General features: G+C 72.6%; 14 protein-coding genes. 8 read left to right on the forward strand and 6 right to left on the reverse strand.

From position 1 onward, the window contains the following. Positions 1–213: 213 nt before the first annotated feature. Both ACZ68P_RS14715 and ACZ68P_RS14720 read left to right on the forward strand, forming a co-directional pair. Entirely contained in the window at positions 214–882 is a 669-nt protein-coding gene (locus ACZ68P_RS14715; protein WP_471005992.1) for a ThuA domain-containing protein, read from the forward strand. Between the two features lie 181 nt (positions 883–1,063). Continuing rightward, positions 1,064–2,455, forward strand: a complete 1,392-nt coding sequence (locus ACZ68P_RS14720) for an NADP-dependent succinic semialdehyde dehydrogenase (protein WP_471005994.1) — start codon at positions 1,064–1,066, stop codon at positions 2,453–2,455. An 84-nt stretch (positions 2,456–2,539) separates the two neighbouring features. Here ACZ68P_RS14720 and ACZ68P_RS14725 read toward each other — a convergent pair whose 3' ends face one another. Both ACZ68P_RS14725 and ACZ68P_RS14730 read right to left on the reverse strand, forming a co-directional pair. Next, positions 2,540–3,553: a PHP domain-containing protein gene (locus ACZ68P_RS14725; RefSeq protein WP_471005996.1), complete on the reverse strand. Its 1,014-nt coding sequence runs from the start codon at positions 3,551–3,553 to the stop codon at positions 2,540–2,542. Between the two features lie 71 nt (positions 3,554–3,624). Then, positions 3,625–5,703, reverse strand: a complete 2,079-nt coding sequence (locus tag ACZ68P_RS14730; RefSeq protein WP_471005998.1) for a SpoIIE family protein phosphatase — start codon at positions 5,701–5,703, stop codon at positions 3,625–3,627. 264 nt (positions 5,704–5,967) lie between these two features. On the opposite strand from ACZ68P_RS14730, the gene ACZ68P_RS14735 reads away from it, so the two are divergent. Beyond that, positions 5,968–6,252, forward strand: coding sequence for a hypothetical protein (locus tag ACZ68P_RS14735; protein WP_471006000.1), 285 nt, complete (start codon positions 5,968–5,970; stop codon positions 6,250–6,252). Between the two features lie 111 nt (positions 6,253–6,363). After that, complete coding sequence (locus tag ACZ68P_RS14740) at positions 6,364–6,564, forward strand: hypothetical protein (protein WP_471006001.1); 201 nt, start codon at positions 6,364–6,366, stop codon at positions 6,562–6,564. A gap of 191 nt (positions 6,565–6,755) precedes the next feature. On the opposite strand, the gene ACZ68P_RS14745 is transcribed toward ACZ68P_RS14740, so the two are convergent. Beyond that, positions 6,756–7,211 (reverse strand): Lrp/AsnC family transcriptional regulator, encoded by a 456-nt coding sequence (locus tag ACZ68P_RS14745; protein ID WP_365717744.1) that lies wholly within the window; start codon positions 7,209–7,211, stop codon positions 6,756–6,758. Between the two features lie 159 nt (positions 7,212–7,370). Between ACZ68P_RS14745 and ACZ68P_RS14750 the strand changes: the two genes are divergently transcribed. Beyond that, complete coding sequence (locus tag ACZ68P_RS14750; RefSeq protein ID WP_471006002.1) at positions 7,371–8,441, forward strand: asparaginase; 1,071 nt, start codon at positions 7,371–7,373, stop codon at positions 8,439–8,441. Positions 8,442–8,860: 419 nt separating this feature from the next. Continuing rightward, complete coding sequence (locus ACZ68P_RS14755; RefSeq protein WP_471006003.1) at positions 8,861–10,051, forward strand: acyl-CoA dehydrogenase family protein; 1,191 nt, start codon at positions 8,861–8,863, stop codon at positions 10,049–10,051. A gap of 158 nt (positions 10,052–10,209) precedes the next feature. Here the strand turns inward: ACZ68P_RS14755 and ACZ68P_RS14760 are convergent, their stop codons facing one another. From ACZ68P_RS14760 to ACZ68P_RS14770, 3 genes are read right to left on the reverse strand one after another with little or no spacing between them, the layout of a single operon-like run. Then, positions 10,210–10,944 carry an ATP-binding cassette domain-containing protein gene (locus ACZ68P_RS14760; protein WP_471006004.1) on the reverse strand — a complete coding sequence of 245 codons (735 nt, stop codon included), beginning with the start codon at positions 10,942–10,944 and terminating at the stop codon, positions 10,210–10,212. Then, the gene (gene pstC / locus ACZ68P_RS14765; protein WP_471006006.1) at positions 10,932–12,764 is read right to left on the reverse strand and encodes a phosphate ABC transporter permease subunit PstC; all 1,833 of its coding nucleotides are present in this window, start codon (positions 12,762–12,764) and stop codon (positions 10,932–10,934) included. The genes ACZ68P_RS14760 and pstC overlap by 13 nt, the downstream gene beginning before the upstream one ends. Positions 12,765–12,766: 2 nt before the next feature. Next, complete coding sequence (locus tag ACZ68P_RS14770; protein ID WP_471006007.1) at positions 12,767–13,678, reverse strand: phosphate ABC transporter substrate-binding protein; 912 nt, start codon at positions 13,676–13,678, stop codon at positions 12,767–12,769. Positions 13,679–14,539: 861 nt separating this feature from the next. On the opposite strand from ACZ68P_RS14770, the gene arsL reads away from it, so the two are divergent. Together arsL and ACZ68P_RS14780 are read left to right on the forward strand one after the other, a co-directional pair. Continuing rightward, positions 14,540–15,790 (forward strand): arsinothricin biosynthesis radical SAM protein ArsL, encoded by a 1,251-nt coding sequence (gene arsL, locus ACZ68P_RS14775; RefSeq protein WP_471006010.1) that lies wholly within the window; start codon positions 14,540–14,542, stop codon positions 15,788–15,790. Between the two features lie 30 nt (positions 15,791–15,820). Next, positions 15,821–17,080 (forward strand): GNAT family N-acetyltransferase, encoded by a 1,260-nt coding sequence (locus ACZ68P_RS14780; RefSeq protein WP_471006012.1) that lies wholly within the window; start codon positions 15,821–15,823, stop codon positions 17,078–17,080. The last annotated feature ends 34 nt before the right edge of the window (positions 17,081–17,114 follow it).

The following is a 17,114-nucleotide window of genomic DNA, read 5'->3' on the forward strand; positions in this document are numbered from 1 at the left end:
GCGGACGTTTCGAGGATGCGAGAGGGCCGACGGCGCGGATGCTCCGACGGTGCGAGAGGGCCGACGGCGCGGATGCTCCGACGGTGCGGGAGAGCCGGCGGCGCAGGCGCTCCGACGGCGCGGCGGTCCGGTTGCGCTTGCGGCGGGGTGAGGTCCCTGGCTACGGTCCTCCGACCACCCTGCGGAAAGCGCTTACCCCCGGGAGCCTGCCTCGTGCCGACGTCGGACGTCCTCATCTACACCCGTACGGCGGGCTACCGCCACGACTCCATCCCGGCCGGTGCGGCCGCCCTCGCCGCACTGGCGGGCGCGGCGGGCTTCGGCGTGGAGATGACGGAGGATCCGGCGGTGTTCCGGCCCGGACGGCTGGCGCGGTGCGCGGCGGTGATCTTCCTGTCGACCACGGGGCCGGTGCTGGACGCCGAGGGCCGCACGGCCTTCGAGGCCTACGTCAGGGGCGGCGGCGGCTTCCTCGCGGTCCACGCGGCGGCCAACGCCGAACCGGACTGGCCCTTCTACGGCGAGCTCCTCGGCACCCGGTTCGCCGGCCACCCGGAGATCCAGCCGGGCGTCGTGTGCGCGCAGACCCACGACCACCCCGCGACCGCCGGACTGCCGAGCCGCTGGGCGTGGACGGACGAGTGGTACGACTTCACGTCGAACCCCCGGGGCGCGGGCGTACGGGTGCTGGCGACGGTGGACGAATCCACCTACGCCGGCGGCACCCTGGGCCCCGACCACCCCCTGGTGTGGTGCCGCGAGGCCGACCGCGGCCGCGTCTTCTTCACGGCCCTGGGCCATGCGGCCGAGGCGTACGAGGACGCCGTCTTCCGCGCCCACCTGGCGGGGGCGCTGGACTGGGTGACCGCGGCAAAGCCCTGACGGGAGCGGGTCGCCCGGTCAGGGAACACCGGTGGCGGGGCCTGGGAAGGCCCGGACGGGCCGGCCCGCCTCCTCCCTCGCGGGCACGGGACCCGTCACCCCCGCGTACCGCCTCCGATTGCGCCGAAGGCCACGGCGCGGCAGGGTTCCGTGGGAGTGGGAGACGGCAGGAGGAGACGACATGGGCATCGCCACCGTGAATCCGGCGACCGGCGAGACGCTGCGTACGTACGACACCCACGGGAGCGAGGAGATCGAGCGGCGCATCGCGGCCGCGCACGACACCTTCCGTCAGTACCGCACCACCTCCTTCGCCGAGCGCGCCCGCCTGATGCGCCACGCCGCGGAACTGCTCGACGAGGACGCGGAGGACGTCGCCCGCACGATGACCACCGAGATGGGCAAGCCGGTCACGGCCGCCCGGGCCGAGGTCGCCAAGTGTGCCAAGGCCATGCGCTGGTACGCCGACCACGCCGAGGAGCTGCTCGCCGACGAGCACCCCGCCGAGGCCGACGTCCGCGACTCCGGGGCCGACTCCGCCCGCGTCCACTACCGGCCTCTCGGCACGGTCCTCGCCGTCATGCCCTGGAACTTCCCGCTCTGGCAGGTCATCCGGTTCGCCGCGCCCGCGCTGATGGCCGGCAACACCGGTCTCCTCAAGCACGCCTCCAACGTCCCCAGGACCGCGCTCTACCTCGGTGACCTCTTCCGCCGCGCCGGATTCCCCGAGGGCTGCTTCCAGACGCTCCTCATCGGGTCCGGCGCCGTCGAGGCCGTGCTGCGCGACCGCCGGATCGCGGCGGCCACCCTGACCGGCAGCGAGCCGGCCGGCCGCTCGGTCGCCGCGATCGCGGGTGACGAGGTCAAGAAGACCGTCCTGGAGCTCGGCGGCAGCGATCCGTACATCGTGATGCCCTCGGCCGACCTTCCCCGGGCGGTCAAGACGGCCGTCACCGCGCGCGTCCAGAACAACGGCCAGTCGTGCATCGCCGCCAAGCGTTTCATCGTCCACCAGGACGTCTACGACGACTTCGCCGAGCGCTTCACCGCCGCCATGAGCGCCCTGACCGTCGGCGACCCCCTCGATGAGTCCACCGACGTGGGCCCCCTCGCCACCGAACAGGGCCGCGTCGACCTGGAGGAGCTGGTCGACGACGCCGTGCGGCAGGGTGCCACGGTCCTGTGCGGCGGAGGGCGGCCCGAGGACCGGCCGCGCGGCTGGTTCTACCGCCCCACCGTGCTCACCGGCATCACCCCGAAGATGCGCATCCACCAGGAGGAGACCTTCGGCCCGGTCGCCACGCTCTATCCGGTGACCGACATCGAGGAGGCTGTCACCGTCGCCAACGATTCGCCTTTCGGCCTCAGTTCGAACGTCTGGACCCGTGACGACGAGGACGTCGCCTTCTTCGTGCGCGACCTCCAGGCCGGCGGCGTCTTCGTCAACGGCATGACGGCGTCCCACCCGGCGCTGCCCTTCGGCGGAGTCAAGCGCTCCGGGTACGGTCGCGAGCTGGCCGGCCACGGCATCCGCGAGTTCTGCAACGCGACGACGATCTGGCAGCGCGCCTGAGTCGCGGGGCCTCTGGAGATCAGGTGCGCCTGGGATCGCGGCGGGCCTGGGATCACGGCGGGCCCGGGATCGCGGTGCGGCCCCTCAGCTCTCGCGCGTCCACGCCAGCAGCTCGTCCGCCGACCAGGTGTTGATCACCCGCTCGACCGGCACCCCGCACTCCTCCGCCCGCGCGCACCCGTAGATCTGCCACTCCAGCTGCCCCGGCGCGTGGGCGTCGGTGTCCACGGCGAAGTACACGCCCGCCTCCACCGCCCGGCGCAGGAGCCGACGGGGCGGATCGAGGCGCTCCGGCCGGCTGTTGATCTCCACCGCGGTCCCCGACTCGGCGCACGCGGCGAACACCCGATCCGCGTCGAACTCCGACTCTGGCCGCGGCCGTCCGCCGCTCACCAGCCGCCCCGTGCAGTGGCCGAGGACGTCCATCAGCGGATTGCGTACGGCCTTCTCCATCCTGCGGGTCATGGCCGGCGCGTCCATGCGCAGCTTGGAGTGCACCGAGCCGACCACCACGTCGAGCCGGTCGAGCAGGTCCGGCTCCTGGTCGAGCGAGCCGTCCTCGAGGATGTCGCACTCGATCCCCGTCAGCAGCCGGAAGGGCGCCCACCGCTCGTTCAGCTCGGCGACCACGTCCAGCTGCTCGCGCAGCCGCTCCGGCGAGAGACCGCGCGCCACCGTCAGCCGGGGCGAGTGGTCGGTCAGTACGGCCCAGTCGTGGCCGATCGACGCCGCCGCGCGCCCCATGTCCTCGATCGTGCTGCCGCCGTCGGACCAGTCGGAGTGCAGATGGCAGTCGCCGCGCAGCGCCGCGCGCAGGCTGTCACCGCCCTCGGCCCGCGGCACGTCGATTTCCTCCTCCAAGCGGGCCAGATAGGCGGGCACCCGGCCCGCCAGGGCCTCTCGGACCACCGCCGCGGTCTTCGGCCCGATGCCCTTCACCGACTCCAGCGTCCCGCCGGCCGTGCGGCTCTCCAGTTCGCCGTCCGCCATCGCCGCGACGGCCGCCGACGCCGTACGGAACGCGCGCACCCGGTAGGTGGGCGCCTGCGAGCGCTCCAGCAGGAAGGCGATCCGGTCCAGCGCCGCCACGGGATCCATCGCGCGACTCCTCCTTCGTCGTGACTCGTTCGTCGGTTCGGTGGCGGCCGTCGGTCCGCGGCGGCCCTCGGTCAGGTCGAGGGCGCACCGGCCGGTGTCGGCACCGGGCCGATCTCGCACCACACCGCCTTGCCCTCGCCCCGCGGCTCGACACCCCACCGCGACGAGAGCGCGTCGAGCAGCAGCAGTCCGCGCCCCGAGGTCGCCGCCTCGCCGGGCGTCCGCCTGCGCGGCCAGGCACTCGAACGGTCCTGGACCGACAGACGCACCCGCCGCACCGGCTCCGGAAGCACCTCGAGCGTGAGCACCGCACCGCCCTCCGTGTGGAGCAGGACGTTCACCAGCAGCTCGCCGGTCAGCAGCTCGGCGTCATCGGCCAGGTCGTCCATGTCCCAGTCCCGCAGCGCCTGCCCGACCGCCGCCCGCGCGTCCGAGAGCCCTTGCGGATCGGCCTGGTGGATGTACTGGTGGATGCGGGGCGCGCGGGGAGTGCCCGGGTCCGGGCTGCGCCGCAGCACGAGCAGCGCCACGTCGTCCTCCGCGCCCCACCGCTCCCACAGCCGTTCGGAGAGGTGGTCGGCGAGGGCCTCCGCCTGCGGCGGGCCGGTCCGCATCGCCTCGGCGAGCGCCGCCAGGCCCGTCTCGATGTCCGCGCCGGGCTGCTCGACCAGACCGTCCGTGTGCAGGACCAGCGTCTCGCCGGGCACCAGGTCGAGCCGGGTCTCGGGGAACTCCTCCTCCCCGAACACGGTCGCCAGGCCCAGCGGCAGACCGCCGCGGAGCTTGGGCCGGCCCACCCGGCCGTCCGTGTGCCGGATCAGCGGGTCCAGATGGCCGGCGCGCACGGCGCGCACGGTGCCGCCGGAGAGGTCCACCTGGGCGTAGGTGCAGGTCGCGAACCGGTTGGTGTCGAGTTCGGCGAGGAAGCGCGAGGCGCGGGCCAGCACGGTCGAGGGGGCGTGGCCCTCACCGGCGTACGCCCGTAGGGCGATCCGCAGCTGGCCCATGATCGCGGCCGCGTGGGTGTCGTGCCCCTGGACGTCCCCCACCACGATCCCCACCCGGCCGCGGGGGAGCGGGATGACGTCGTACCAGTCGCCGCCGACCTGCCGGCCGCTCCAGGCCGCGTGGTAGCGGACGGCGATCTCGCCGCCCGTGATCTCCGGGATGCGGCGGGGCAGCATCGTCTCCTGGAGACCGGTGGCGAGGGCCCGCTCCTCGTCGAAGAGGAGGGCGCGCTGGAGGGACTGGGCGACGATCGCGGCGAGGCCGAGGGCGAGGTTGCGCTCGTCCGCGCTGAAGGCGGTACGGCCCCGGTAGAACAGCGCCATGCCGCCGAGGGAGCGGGCCTGGGCGACGAGCGGCAGATAGCAGGCGGCCCGGAACCGCATCCGGGCCACGTACGGCGCGAGCTCCGGGAAGTCCCGTCCGAGGCCGGGGAAGGCGGGCACGAACCGGGGCCGTCCGCTCAGCACGGCCTCGGCCAGGGGCAGCCCCCGGTCGAGCCGGCGCGAACGGAAGTCCTCGAGGACCTCCAGGGACTCCCCGCTGAGCGCGATGAGGTTGAGCGAGCCGTTCTCCACGAGACCGAGCGCCAGGCCGTCCGCGCCGAGCCGGGCGAGCCCGCCGGGGCCGGTCAGGGCGGCCGTCACGTCGTCGACGGTCACCGCCCGCGACAGGGCGTGCGTGGTCCGCTCGACGATGCTGGTCTGCACCTCGCGGCGCCGCTCGAGCTCGAGGACGAAGTCGGAGTGCGTGACCTCGGCGGTGGTGTCCCGCACGATGCCGACGATCCGGTGCGCCATGCCGTCGGGCTTACGCAGAATCCGCGCCTGCACATGCGTCCACTGGGGTGTTCCGTCCTCCAGGTCGACCCGGAAGTGCGCGGTGTACGAGGTCTGGCCGGTGATGATCGCGTGGCGGATCACCGCGTCGAGGTCGGCCCGATCCTCGGGCGCGAGCGCCTGCACGAGTGTGGCGGGCCGGCCGTCGAAGGCGCCCTGTCCCATCCCGAAGACCAGCAGCCCGGCCTCGTCGACATCGATGGTGCCCGTGTCGAGGTCCCAGTCGAAGCTGCCGGTGCGATTCATGGCGAGCCGCTCGGTCGGCCCGATCTCGCCACGGCGGGTGCGCCGGTCGTCGTCGGTCATCCCCCCCATTGTCGAACCCGGGTCCCCCCGACGCCATGGCGGCGACACGGCGCGCCGCCGAAGTTTTCCGGGTCGGGCGCGCCCGGACGGGTCGATCGCGGCCTTTCGGGCGGGAAGGGGCGCCTCGGTGTGGCCGGTGAGGGGCGCCGGGGCGACCTCCTCACCTGCCCTGCCCTGCCCTGACCTGGCAGGGCCCGGGCCGCCCTGGCACACGCGGGGCGGAGTGGAGCCGGCTCCGGCGCCCTGGCGGCGCTCGCCTACCTCGTGGCGCCGTACCTCGTGGTGAGCCGGCTCGCCACGGCCGCGTGGGCGAGGGCCGGGCTCGGCGTTCCGGACGCCGCGGAGGACGGCGCCCGGCTCCTCGGTGCCTACGACGCACTCAAGGACACGGCCGGGGTGGGCTTCCGGCCGTTCACGGCGCAGACGGAGGCGTCCGTCAGGGAACGGGCCGAGCAGGCCCTGCGCGCGGTGCTGGACCGGCGGACCTTCACCGGGCGCTACGAGGAGGGCGGGCGCCTGCCGCTGAGGGAAGCGGCCGGCCTCGTCTGAGGCGCGGGGGGTCGCCGGTGATCGCCATGACATCCGGCCACGCCGGCGCCCGGATGCGGGACGGGAGGCGGGCCGCGAGAATGGCGAGTGCCGGAAGAACGAGGAGGCGGCATGAACGCTGAGTCCGAGAAGACATCCCGGGGGGAAAGCCCGACGCCCGACAGCCTTCTGCATGCCGGGTCCGAGGGCGAGTTCACGGCGGAGGACCTGGTCCTCGCCTCCGGCCGTGACATGAGTCCGAAGAGCCTGGCCTGGGCGGAACGCCGCATGGCGGAGAAGGGCCGCGCTTCCCTGGACGAGCTTCTTCCCTAGACGCGGTTCCGGCCCCGCCCCGCCGGGAGGAGAGAACTCCGCCATGCGGGGCGGCAGCCGGTTCCCCGGGCTGCCGTACGGAGCGGCGGCCGCTTTCCCGTCCGGCCGCACGGGGCGGAATCCCTCGGATTCCGCCGCTCACGCACGCCCTGATCACCCCGCGCCGGACGGACACCGCGTTCTCGCGGGCCTCACCGGGCGATCGGCAGGCCGTGATCCTCCTTGACCCGCTTCATGATGATCTGGGAGTTCACCTCGGTCACGCCCGCCAGGGACGTCAGCCGCTCGATCCACAGCTGCTCGTACGCGGCCAGGTCGGCCACGGCGATCCGCAGCAGGCATCCGGGGCTGCCGAACAGCCGGTACGCCTCGATGACGTCCGGGATGTCCTGCAACGCCTCCTCGAACGCCTGAACGGTGTCGCGGTCCCGCCGCACCTCGATCGAGACCAGGACCTCGAAGCTCCGCCCCACCGCCTCGGGGGCGATGACCGCGCGGTACCCCTGGATCACCCCGTCCTGTTCCAGCTGGCGTACCCGGCGCATGCAGGCCGAGGCGCTCAGGCCGATCCGCTGGGCGAGCTCCAGATTGGTGAGACGCCCGTCGTCCTGCAGCTCACGCAAGATACTTCGATCGATCCGGTCCATCACGCAATGATGCACGGCGAACGAGCGCGAACGAAGCCGACTTCGCAATCGCGTTGCGCGGCAACTGCCCTATCGTGTCGGCGGCGACGTGCGGACCGCTCGAATGGTCCGTCCGTTCGACCCCCCACGGCATCCCCACCCCCTCCAAGGCAGACACCTATGACGCGCGACGACCGGACACGGCGGATCGTTCTCATCAGCACCGGCGGAACCATCGCCAGCCGCTGGCAAGGGACGGGGTACGCCGCCGACGCGCCGGGCGACGACGTCCTGGCCACCGCCGCGCTGCCCGAGGGGATCGCGGTCGAGGTCGTCGACCTGTTCAACGTCAACAGCTCCCGTATGACCACCCGCCGACAGCTCACCCTGCTGCGTACGGTCCACGAGACGTTGGCCGACCCGGGCGTCGACGGCATCGTCATCACCCACGGCACCGACACCCTGGAGGAGACGGCGTTCCTGCTGGACCTCCACCACGACGACCCGCGCCCGGTCGTCCTGACCGGCGCCCAGCGCCCGCTGGGTACGGCAGACGGGGACGGGCCCGGCAACCTCTGCGACGCCCTCCAGATCGCCGCCAGCGTGCGTGACCTCGGTGTCCTCATCGCCTTCGACGGCCGCGTCCACGCGGCGCGCGGCACGGTGAAGACCCAGACCCTCGGTGTCGACGCCTTCTCGGACCCCTCCGACCAGCCGCTCGGCAAAGTCGGCTTCAGTCAGGTCCACGTCCAGCGCCGGCCCGACCGGTCCGTCCCCCTGCCGCTGCCCCTTGCCGCCTACGCTCCCGACGACGCGCCCGAGGGACTGCCGCGCGTCGACATCGTCACCCACCACTCCGACGGCGACCCGCTGCTCCTGAACGCCGCCGTCGCCGCCGGTGCGCAGGGTGTCGTCCTGGTGGCCACCGGCGCGGGCAACGCCACCCCCGAGATAGCCGCCGCCGTCGCCGACGCGGTCGCCGGGGGAGTCCTGGTCGCCGTGACCACGCGGGTCCCCGCGGGGCCCGTCGCCGAGATCTACACCGGGGGCGGAGCGGTCGACCTGGTCGAAGCCGGCGCCGTCCTCACCGGCACCCTCCGGGCCGGCCAGGCCCGTATCGCCGTGCTCGCAGCGGTCCTCGGCGAAACGGACCCCGCCCGGCGCGCCGAGACGCTCGCCCCCCTGCTGAACGGTCCCGTCCGCTCGGAGCCCGCCCTGGCGGCCGGCGGCTCCCGCTTCTCGGCCGGCTGACCGCACCCCAGGGCCTCGCCCCCGCGGTCTTGCGCCTTGCTGACGCACGCTCTCGCGGCCGACGCGCCTTCCCGGAGCTCGCGCCTTTCTTCCGGCCCGCTCTCGTGGCCGACGCCTTCCCGGGGGTCGTGCCCACTCGGCCCGCCCCGCGGCTGACGTCCTTCCGTCCGGGGACGGCGCCACTCCGGCAGGCGTGCCCCCGGCCCCCGCCGCCCCTGCCGCCCCCGACGTCCGGCCGAACGCCACCTCGAGGCGTCGGAGCGTCCGCCCCGGGGTCTCCGTGATCCCCTGGCCTCCGTAAGCCCCCGCGCCGCGAAGTCTCGTGCGGCCCGGGGCTTCCCCATTTGTGGAACACGTTCTACCGTGTCCGCCGTCGCGCGCACCGCCCCGCACCGAGGACGCTGCCCCGGGAGGCCCCCATGCACCTCGCGTACACGCCCGCCCAGCACCGCCTGCGCGCGGAGCTGCGTGCGTACTTCGCCGAGCTCGTCCCGGACAACGTCTACGCCCGCTACGCCGACCCGGCCGCCCAGAAGCGGTTCTACCGCGAGACCGTGCGCCGGCTCGGCTCGGACGGGTGGCTCGGGGTCGGCTGGCCCGTCGAGTACGGCGGGCGCGGTCTCGGCGCCATGGAACAGTTCATCTTCTTCGACGAGGCGGCCCAGGCCGGGGTGCCGCTGCCGCTCATGGCCCTGAACACCGTCGGGCCGACGATCATGCAGTTCGGGACGGACGAACAGAAGCGCTACTTCCTCCCGCGGATCCTCTCCGGGGAGATCGACTTCGCCATCGGCTACAGCGAGCCCGACGCGGGCACCGACCTCGCCGCCCTGAAGACCCGGGCGGTCAGGGAGGGCGACGACGCCACCGGTCAGTACACGGTCAACGGCCAGAAGATCTGGACGACCAACGGCGACACCGCCGACTGGGTCTGGCTCGCCGTCCGCACCGACCCGGACGCCCCACCGCACAAGGGCATCACCATGCTGCTGGTGCCGACCTCCGATCCGGGCTACTCCTGCACCCTGATCAACACCCTCGCCTCGCACGACACCACGGCGAGCTACTACGACGACGTGCGCGTGCCCGTCTCCCGCCGCGTCGGCGAGGAGAACAAGGGCTGGCGCCTGATCACCAACCAGCTCAACCACGAACGCGTCACCCTCGCGGCCCACGGCACCATGGCGATCCGCGCCCTGCACGACGTCCAGCGCTGGGCCGCCGACACCAAGCTCGCCGACGGCCGCAGGGTGATCGACCTCGGCTGGGTGCGCCGCTGCCTGGCGCGAACGCACACCCGGCTCGACGCGATGAAACTCCTCAACTGGCAGATGGTCCACGCCGTCCAGCACGGCACCCTCACCCCCCAGGACGCCTCCGCCGTCAAGGTCTACGGCTCCGAGGCCCGCCGCGACGCGTACGCCTGGCTCATGGAGGTCCTCGGCTCGGCGGGCCCCCTCAAGGAAGGCTCGGCCGGCGCGGTCCTGCACGGCGAGCTCGAACGCGGCTACCGCTCCGCCGTCATCTTCACCTTCGGCGGCGGCAACAACGAGATCCAGCGCGAGATCATCTCCTGGATCGGCCTGGGCATGCCCCGCGTGCGCCGCTAGGTCGTGTCCGTCACGTCTCGCCTGGGTCGCGCGTCGGCCCCCGGCGCTTCCCGCCGCACGGGCCGGCCGGTGGAGTCGTCGAGATGCCGGTCACGCCGCCGGCCCGCCGTCGCGGGGAGAGCGCGACGGCGGGCACGGGATGCGGAGTGGACGAGCGCTCAGATCGCTGCCTTGGACGGCTCGCAGGTGTTCGGCAGGTCGATGCGGACCGTCCGGTCGCAGAGCCGTTCCACCTGCGCGGGGTCGTGGGAGACGAGCAGGACCGTCCGGTTGCCCCGCAGGGCCGCCACGGACTCCTCGACCGTGTCGCGGCTCCGCTCGTCCAGGGCGCTCGTCGGCTCGTCGAGCAGAAGGGCCGCCGGTTCGAGGGCCAAGGCCCGGGCCAGGCACAGCCGTTGACGCTGGCCGTTGGAGAGCGTCTGGGCCGGCGTGTCCAGCCGGTCGGAGACCTCGCTCCACAGGCCCGCCTCGCGCAGCGCCTGCTCGACGCGGTCGTGCATCTCCGTCCGGGACGCCCGCACCAGGTGACGCAGGCCGAACAGGGCGTTGTCCAGGATGCTGCCGCCGAAGACCACGGGGGTCTGCGGCACCAGGACGACCGTGCTGCGCAGGCCGGCGTCGCCCTTGCCGTAGCGGACGGGACGGCCGAGGACCTCCACCTCGCCCTGACGGCGGAGCCCGTGGGGAAGCAGGTCGACCAAGGCGCGCAGCACGGTGGACTTGCCGGCGCCCGACGGACCGCACAGGCCGGTGGTGGATCCGGGGGCCAGCTCGAACGTCACCGGTCCGACCAGACGCTTCGTACCGTCGAGGATCTGCAGGTCGCGCGCCGCGATGACGGTCCCGTCGACCGTGGGGGCCGCGTTCGTGGCGCCGGTTGTCACGTCGTCCATCGTCGTGCTCCTTCGAAGCGGTTGCGCAGGAAGACCGCCAGGCTGAGCAGGCCCGCGGTGATCAGTACCAGGACGAGGGCGCTGCCCCACGCCTGGGCGATCGCCTCCGGGGCGCCCGAGTCCTGCGACAGGGTGAAGATGTGCGTGGGCAGGGCCTGGACCGGAGCGTCGACGATGCCGGTCGGGAGGGCGGGGGCCCCGAAGAACACGGTGGCGGTGAAGATCAGGGGGGCCGTCTCGCCCGCCGCGCGGGCCAGGCCGAGCAGCAGGCCGGTGAGCGTGGCCGGCCACGTGTACGGGATGACCACGGAGCGGACGTACTGGGAGCTGGTGAGGCCCAGTGCGAGCGCGGCCTCGGTGATCTCCCCCGGCATGCTCCGGATCCGGCCCGCGGTGGTGAGGGCGATCACCGGCACCACCACGGGCACCAGCACCACGGCGCCGGCCAGCCAGGAACGGCCCCATCCCATGGTCGTGCAGAAGAGGACGTACCCCGCGAGGCCGAGCAGGATGGTGGGCGTCCCGCCGACCGCCACGGTCAGCGTCTCCAGGACGCGGGCGGTCTTCGCGGAGGCACGCGTGCCGATCACGATGCCCGCGCCGTAGCCGAGCGGCAGCGCGATCACCGCGGTGGTCGCCAGGAGCAGGAGCGTCCCGAGGATCTGGTCGCGGATGCCGCCACCCGCCGCGCCTTCGGAGGGCGAGAACCAGAAGACCGGGTTCAGTGCCGCGCCGCCGCGGGCCAGCAGGATGCCGAGCATGCCGACGAGCAGGGCCCCCGGCAGCAGCAGGGCCCCGAGCCGGACGACGGTGGTGAGCCGGTCCTTCGGCGCGCGCAGCCACGCGGAGGACCGACGGGCACGCGGAGCGCGGGCGGCCCGTCCCGTGGAGCCGCGGGTGCCCCACACGGTGGCGACGGCGACCAGGGCGAGCAGGATGATGCCGAGACCGCACAGTGCCGCGAAGTACGGTCCGGAGGTGCCCGCGAGCATCGGCTCGGGGCCGGCCAGCTTGGTGGTGAGCGTCTGACCCGGGCGCACGAGGGAGGAGAAGATGTCCCCCCAGGACTCCGGCAGCCGTCCGTCGGCGCGGCCGATGACCATGAAGACCGCGATGGCCTCGCCCAGTGCCCGGGCCAGGCCCAGGAGGACGCCGGCGCGCATGCCCGACCGGGCCAGGGGACGGACGGCGGACCGGACGACCTCACGGCGGGTCAGGCCGAGGGCGTACGCGGCCTCCCGGTACCGGTCGGGTACGGCGGCCAGTGCGTCCACGCTGACGGCCACGATCGTCGGCATGATCATCACGGCGAGGACGATGCCGGCGGCGAGGAGGCTGTCGCCGCCCGGCACGTCACCGAGGTCCGCCACGAACGGCCGGATCACCATGATGCCGATCAGGCCATAGACGATGGACGGGACCGCTGCCAGGAGTTCGATGCTCAGGCGGAGCGGCTTGGCGAGGCGGGGCGGCAGGTACTCGGACAGGGCGACGGCCGCCGCCCAGCCGATCGGCACGGCGAGCACCAGTGCCAGGACGCACACGGCCGCCGAGCCGTAGATCATGGCCAGGCCGCCGAAGGCGAGGTCGCCCGGACTCCAGGTGGAGGAGGTGAACAGGGCCGCCCAGTCGACGGTTCCGCTCGCGATGCCCGTGATCAGGTAGCCGAGCAGGACCGCCAGGGTGACCAGCACGGACAGGATGCCGCTGTACGCCCAGCCCCAGACCCATCTCGCCCGGCTGCCGCGGCCGCTCCCGGAGGAGCGCCGCGGCACGGCGGGTCGGGGCGCCCGGGCGGGGCGCTCCAGAGTGAGACCCATGGTCAGAGGCCCATCTGCTCGCGCGTGAGGTAGCCGTGCTTGGGCAGCAGCTTCTGGCCCTCGGGCGAGAGGATGTGGTCGATGTACTGCTTGACGGTGCCCGTCGGGCGGCCGTCGGTGATCATGTACAGCGGACGGGTCATCGGGTACCTGCCGGATGCCACGTTCGCGAGGGTGGGGGCGACGCCCTCCAGGGGCACGGCGACCAGTTCGGGGTGACCGTCGATGAAGCCGGTCGACAGCGGGGCGACGGAACCGCGGGTGGACTTCAGTTTGTTGCGGGTCTCCAGGTTGCCGCCGACGACGGCGTAGTTCGCCGACTTGGGCGGGGCCGGAGGCGCGTCCTTGCCGTAGATGAACTTGTCGAGCACCTCGCGGGTTCCGCGGCCGGGCTCCTTGTCGTACACGAAGACCTGGAGGTCGGGGCCGCCGACCTCCTTCCAGTTGGTGATCTTCCCCTCGAACAGGCCCGCCACCTGAGCCTTGGACAGACCCTTGACCCCGCCGTCCGCCACTTCCTTGGTGATGATGACGCCGACGGCGTCCGCACCGACCTGCGTGGTGACGAAATCGGTGTCGGGGTACGTCTTGTGGTCCTTGTCGGACAGGGGCTTGGAGCTGAGGGCGATGTCGATCTGGCCGGTGCCGAGCTGGGAGATGCCGCCGGCGGAGCCGCCCTGCGTGGCGACGGTGATGTTCAGGCCCTTGGCCTTCAGCGCCTCGGCGGCGTCGGAGGCGACCGGGGCCACGGTGGTGGAGCCGCTGGCCTGGATGGCGTCCGAGCCGGCCTTCGCGGAGCCGGCGCAGCCGGTCAGGGCGGCGGAGAGGAGGAGCGCGGCGGAGGCGACGGAGGCGCCCTGGCGGACCCGGCGTCCGGTGAGGCGCGGTGCCGAGCTGCGTATGGAGGAGGACATGAAAGACATGGCGGTGCCTTTACGGTGAGGGAAGGGGTGGGAATCAGGAACTGCGGTGGGCGATCGCCCGCCCATGGGCGGGCGGGTCCGGGGCCGGGCGCGGCACCGGTGCGGCCGTGGGCGCCGGTGGCACTCACCGGCCGTGCGGACGAGGCGGGCGGACGCCCAACGAGCCCGCGAGTGTTCCGGGACGGCGAAGCGGTGGACACCGAGGGTGCGGATGATGGCGACGACGGCTTGCAGCCGGATGCCCTCGATCCCTACCGCGTTCCCCGTTGAACTCGCTCAGGACCGTAGGGGGCTGCCGTGGGACGCTCACGCGCCTGAACGACTGGTGCTCGGCCCACTCCCCTTTGAAGGGCCTGAAGCGTGAAGGCATCGGTACCGTGCACCCGCTGACCCCGGGTGCGGACCGCGATGCCGTGGGCGAACGTTACCGCCTCCGGGTCGTCCTGGCGACCTCTTGACTGCTCCGAAATCATCGATGTTTGGCGATTAAATCTGGACCCACAGCCCGGTCCCTCGGGTGTGCTCTCCCGGGCCGGCCACGGAATCCGCACACCATGGGTCACTCTGCGGCGCTGCCGCCCGTAACGGCCTCACGCTGCGTGAACAACCGAAGTTGAACGAGCCGTCACTCTTCGCAACCAGCCACAGACGGGGGCGAATCGGGGCAGGGGCATTCCGCGGCGACGGGGTCGTGGAGGGGCGGTCTTTCAGTCATTCATCGATCTATTGACATACATCGCTCAACGCTGGCAGGGTTCCGGCCGTCGGCCGACAGCGTCGTTACCGACCAGGGCTCTGACCCGGCCCCATCTCGATCCGTTCACGCTCCTTGATCACTCCCTGGGGGGAAGTGTGAGTAGTCCCCGTGTTCTGGTTGCCTCCGCGTTCGAAGCGGAGCTTCAGCCCCTGACATCCGCGTGTGCGGCCGCCGCTCTGCAGCACCACGGTGCCGACGTCGTCGGCTGGGACGCGCACCTGCTTCCCGACGCCATCCCGGAAGGCCCCTTCGACCTCACGCTCGTCTCCGTCCAGCAGTTCGAGGGCCTCGAGCGGGGCATCGCCCTGGCGCGCAGGGTCTCGGAGGCGTACGGCACCACAGTCGTGACCTTCGGCCAGTACGCGCAGATGAACCACCGGGAGTTCCTCGACGTCGCCGACGGCATCATCATGGAGGAGCCCGAGCTCATCAGCGAGGAGCTGGCCCAGCTCGCCGCCGGCACCCTCGCGCTCGACGCGGTGCCCGCCCTGATGACCCGCTCGGGCATGCGGCCCAAGCCCCCGCGTCGGCGCATCTCGGTCACCAAGCCCGCCCGGGACCTGTTCCCCTCCCTCGTGCACTACCCGGCGCACCACTCGCCGTTCGGCCTGATGGGCAACATCGAGGCGTCCCGCGGCTGCCACCACAAGTGCACCTACTGCTCCGTCTACGGCGCGTACGACGGCGGCGTCGCCGCCTACGACGCCGACAGCGTCCTGGCCGACGCGCTGCAGCTCGCGGAGGAGGGCGTCCGGCACTTCTGCTTCATCGACGCCGAGTTCTTCAACTCCCGCACCATCGGCATCGGTGTGGTCGAGCGGCTCGTCGAGGCCATCGGCCCGATCACGTTCGAGTTCACCACCCGCGTCGACCACGTCCTCGACTACACCAAGGAACTGGAGAAGCTCGTCTCGCTCGGGCTGCGCCGCGTCACCTGCGCGCTCGAGTTCCCCTCCAACCGCATCCTGCGCATCTTCGACAAGCACATCGACGTCGACCACATGCGCGAGGCGGTCGACGAGGCCGAGCGGATCGGCTTCGAGCTGTACCCGACGTTCATCCCCTTCACCCCGTGGATCGAGTACGAGGAGCTCCTCGGCTTCGAGGACTGGCTGGTCGAGACGGGCCTCGCCCGCGTCACCGACCCCACCGCCCTGCAGACCCGTCTGCTGCTGTTCAAGGGCTCGCCGCTGCTCTCCTCGCCGTGGATGGAGGACATCGCCACCGTCGACCGTGGCTTCTGGGTGGAGTGGACGCACCCCGACAAGCGCGTCGAGGAGCTCTGGCAGGAGCGCCGTACCGACGCCGAGGACGCGGGCAAGATCCGCTGCTGCGTGAAGTGCTGACCCGCCCGCTCACAAGACAAGGACACTGACATGGGTGGATCACCCCGCGTCGTCATCTCCACCGGCCAGGCCCTCCCGGACATGGACTGGACCGGTGAGCTCGCCGGCCTCACCGACTCGTGGCCGTACCTCGGACCCACCTGGCTGCGCGCCACGGAGAAGGTACTCCCCGACATCCAGCCCTGGCACACCCTCGCCCACCGCGCCCGCGGCGAACTGGCCCTCCTCCCCGGCTACATCCTCACCACCCCGCCGGTCGTCGACCACGAACCGCGCACCTACCTGGGATGGCAGGCGCCCTCCGGGGAAGAGGTGTGCTGCGGCGCCGAGACCGACGCCGCGCGCAGCGCCGAGGTCGACGCCCTGGGAACCGAGCCCTTCTTTCCGACGCTCCTGCTCGGCTCTCCGCTGGGCTACCGCACCGAGGTCGCCTACAACTTCTGGACCCCCACCCTGATGGGGGCCATCGTCGACAAGCTGGTGCCGGCCGCGTTCGAGGCAGGCATCCGCTGCATCGTCGCCCCCTGGATCCCCCGCCGACGCGGCAACGGCGCGCTCGTCGACGCGCTCGACGCCGCCGGCGCGTCCAGCACCTTCTGGGGCTACGAGGACTTCATGAGCCTCGACGCGCCGAACTGGGAAGGACACCTCGCCGCACTGCCGCTGAAGAAGCGTCAGCGCATCAAGGGCGACGTCCGCCGTGCCGAGGCCGCCGGCGTGACGATCGAGCGCGTCGACGGCACCGACATCCGCCCCTTCGTCGCCCGCATCGCCGAACTCACGTGCCTCAACCGCGAGAAGAACGGCGCGGGCGAGGAGCCCGAGCACATCGTCGGGGTCCTCTCCGCCCTCATCGACGAGGGCGCCGACGTCCGCGCCTACCTCGGCTACAAGGACGGCGCGCTGGTCGCCACCTGCGTCACCATCCGCAAGAACCACCGCCTCTTCCCGAAGTGGGCCGGGTTCGACTACGCCGCGATCGGCGAGCGCAGCGGCATCTACTTCGCCCTCGTCCTGGACGCGCCCGTCCGTGACGCCTACGCCGAGGGGCTGCGCACCGTCGAGTTCGGCGCGGGAGCCCACCAGGCGAAGGCCCTGCGCGGCTGCACCCCCCGCGAGGTCACCACCTCGATGCTGCTCTCCGACCCGGCGCTGCGCCCGCAGGCGAACGCCTGGCTCGACGCCTTCGGAAACAGTCGGCGCGTCGCGTTCGGCGCCGCGTCCCCCGCCCCGGCCCAGCCCGCGAGCCTGCCCCTCCTGGGCGGCTCCGGCGACAGCTGCTGCGGCTGACCCGCCCGACTCCACGACAAGGACGAGAAGGACC

Source organism: Streptomyces sp. NPDC036822, from assembly GCF_055609145.1.

What these genes read in the sequence shown, in the direction of transcription:
- ACZ68P_RS14725 (WP_471005996.1), bottom strand. Translation starts at nt 3,553, where the DNA reads ATGGATCCCGTGGCGGCGCTGGACCGGATCGCCTTCCTGCTGGAGCGC.
- ACZ68P_RS14770 (WP_471006007.1), bottom strand. Translation starts at nt 13,678, where the DNA reads ATGTCCTCCTCCATACGCAGCTCGGCACCGCGCCTCACCGGACGCCGG.
- ACZ68P_RS14755 (WP_471006003.1), top strand. Translation starts at nt 8,861, where the DNA reads ATGCACCTCGCGTACACGCCCGCCCAGCACCGCCTGCGCGCGGAGCTG.
- ACZ68P_RS14730 (WP_471005998.1), bottom strand. Translation starts at nt 5,703, where the DNA reads ATGACCGACGACGACCGGCGCACCCGCCGTGGCGAGATCGGGCCGACC.
- ACZ68P_RS14760 (WP_471006004.1), bottom strand. Translation starts at nt 10,944, where the DNA reads ATGGACGACGTGACAACCGGCGCCACGAACGCGGCCCCCACGGTCGAC.
- ACZ68P_RS14750 (WP_471006002.1), top strand. Translation starts at nt 7,371, where the DNA reads ATGACGCGCGACGACCGGACACGGCGGATCGTTCTCATCAGCACCGGC.
- ACZ68P_RS14720 (WP_471005994.1), top strand. Translation starts at nt 1,064, where the DNA reads ATGGGCATCGCCACCGTGAATCCGGCGACCGGCGAGACGCTGCGTACG.
- pstC (WP_471006006.1), bottom strand. Translation starts at nt 12,764, where the DNA reads ATGGGTCTCACTCTGGAGCGCCCCGCCCGGGCGCCCCGACCCGCCGTG.
- ACZ68P_RS14740 (WP_471006001.1), top strand. Translation starts at nt 6,364, where the DNA reads ATGAACGCTGAGTCCGAGAAGACATCCCGGGGGGAAAGCCCGACGCCC.
- ACZ68P_RS14780 (WP_471006012.1), top strand. Translation starts at nt 15,821, where the DNA reads ATGGGTGGATCACCCCGCGTCGTCATCTCCACCGGCCAGGCCCTCCCG.
- ACZ68P_RS14745 (WP_365717744.1), bottom strand. Translation starts at nt 7,211, where the DNA reads ATGGACCGGATCGATCGAAGTATCTTGCGTGAGCTGCAGGACGACGGG.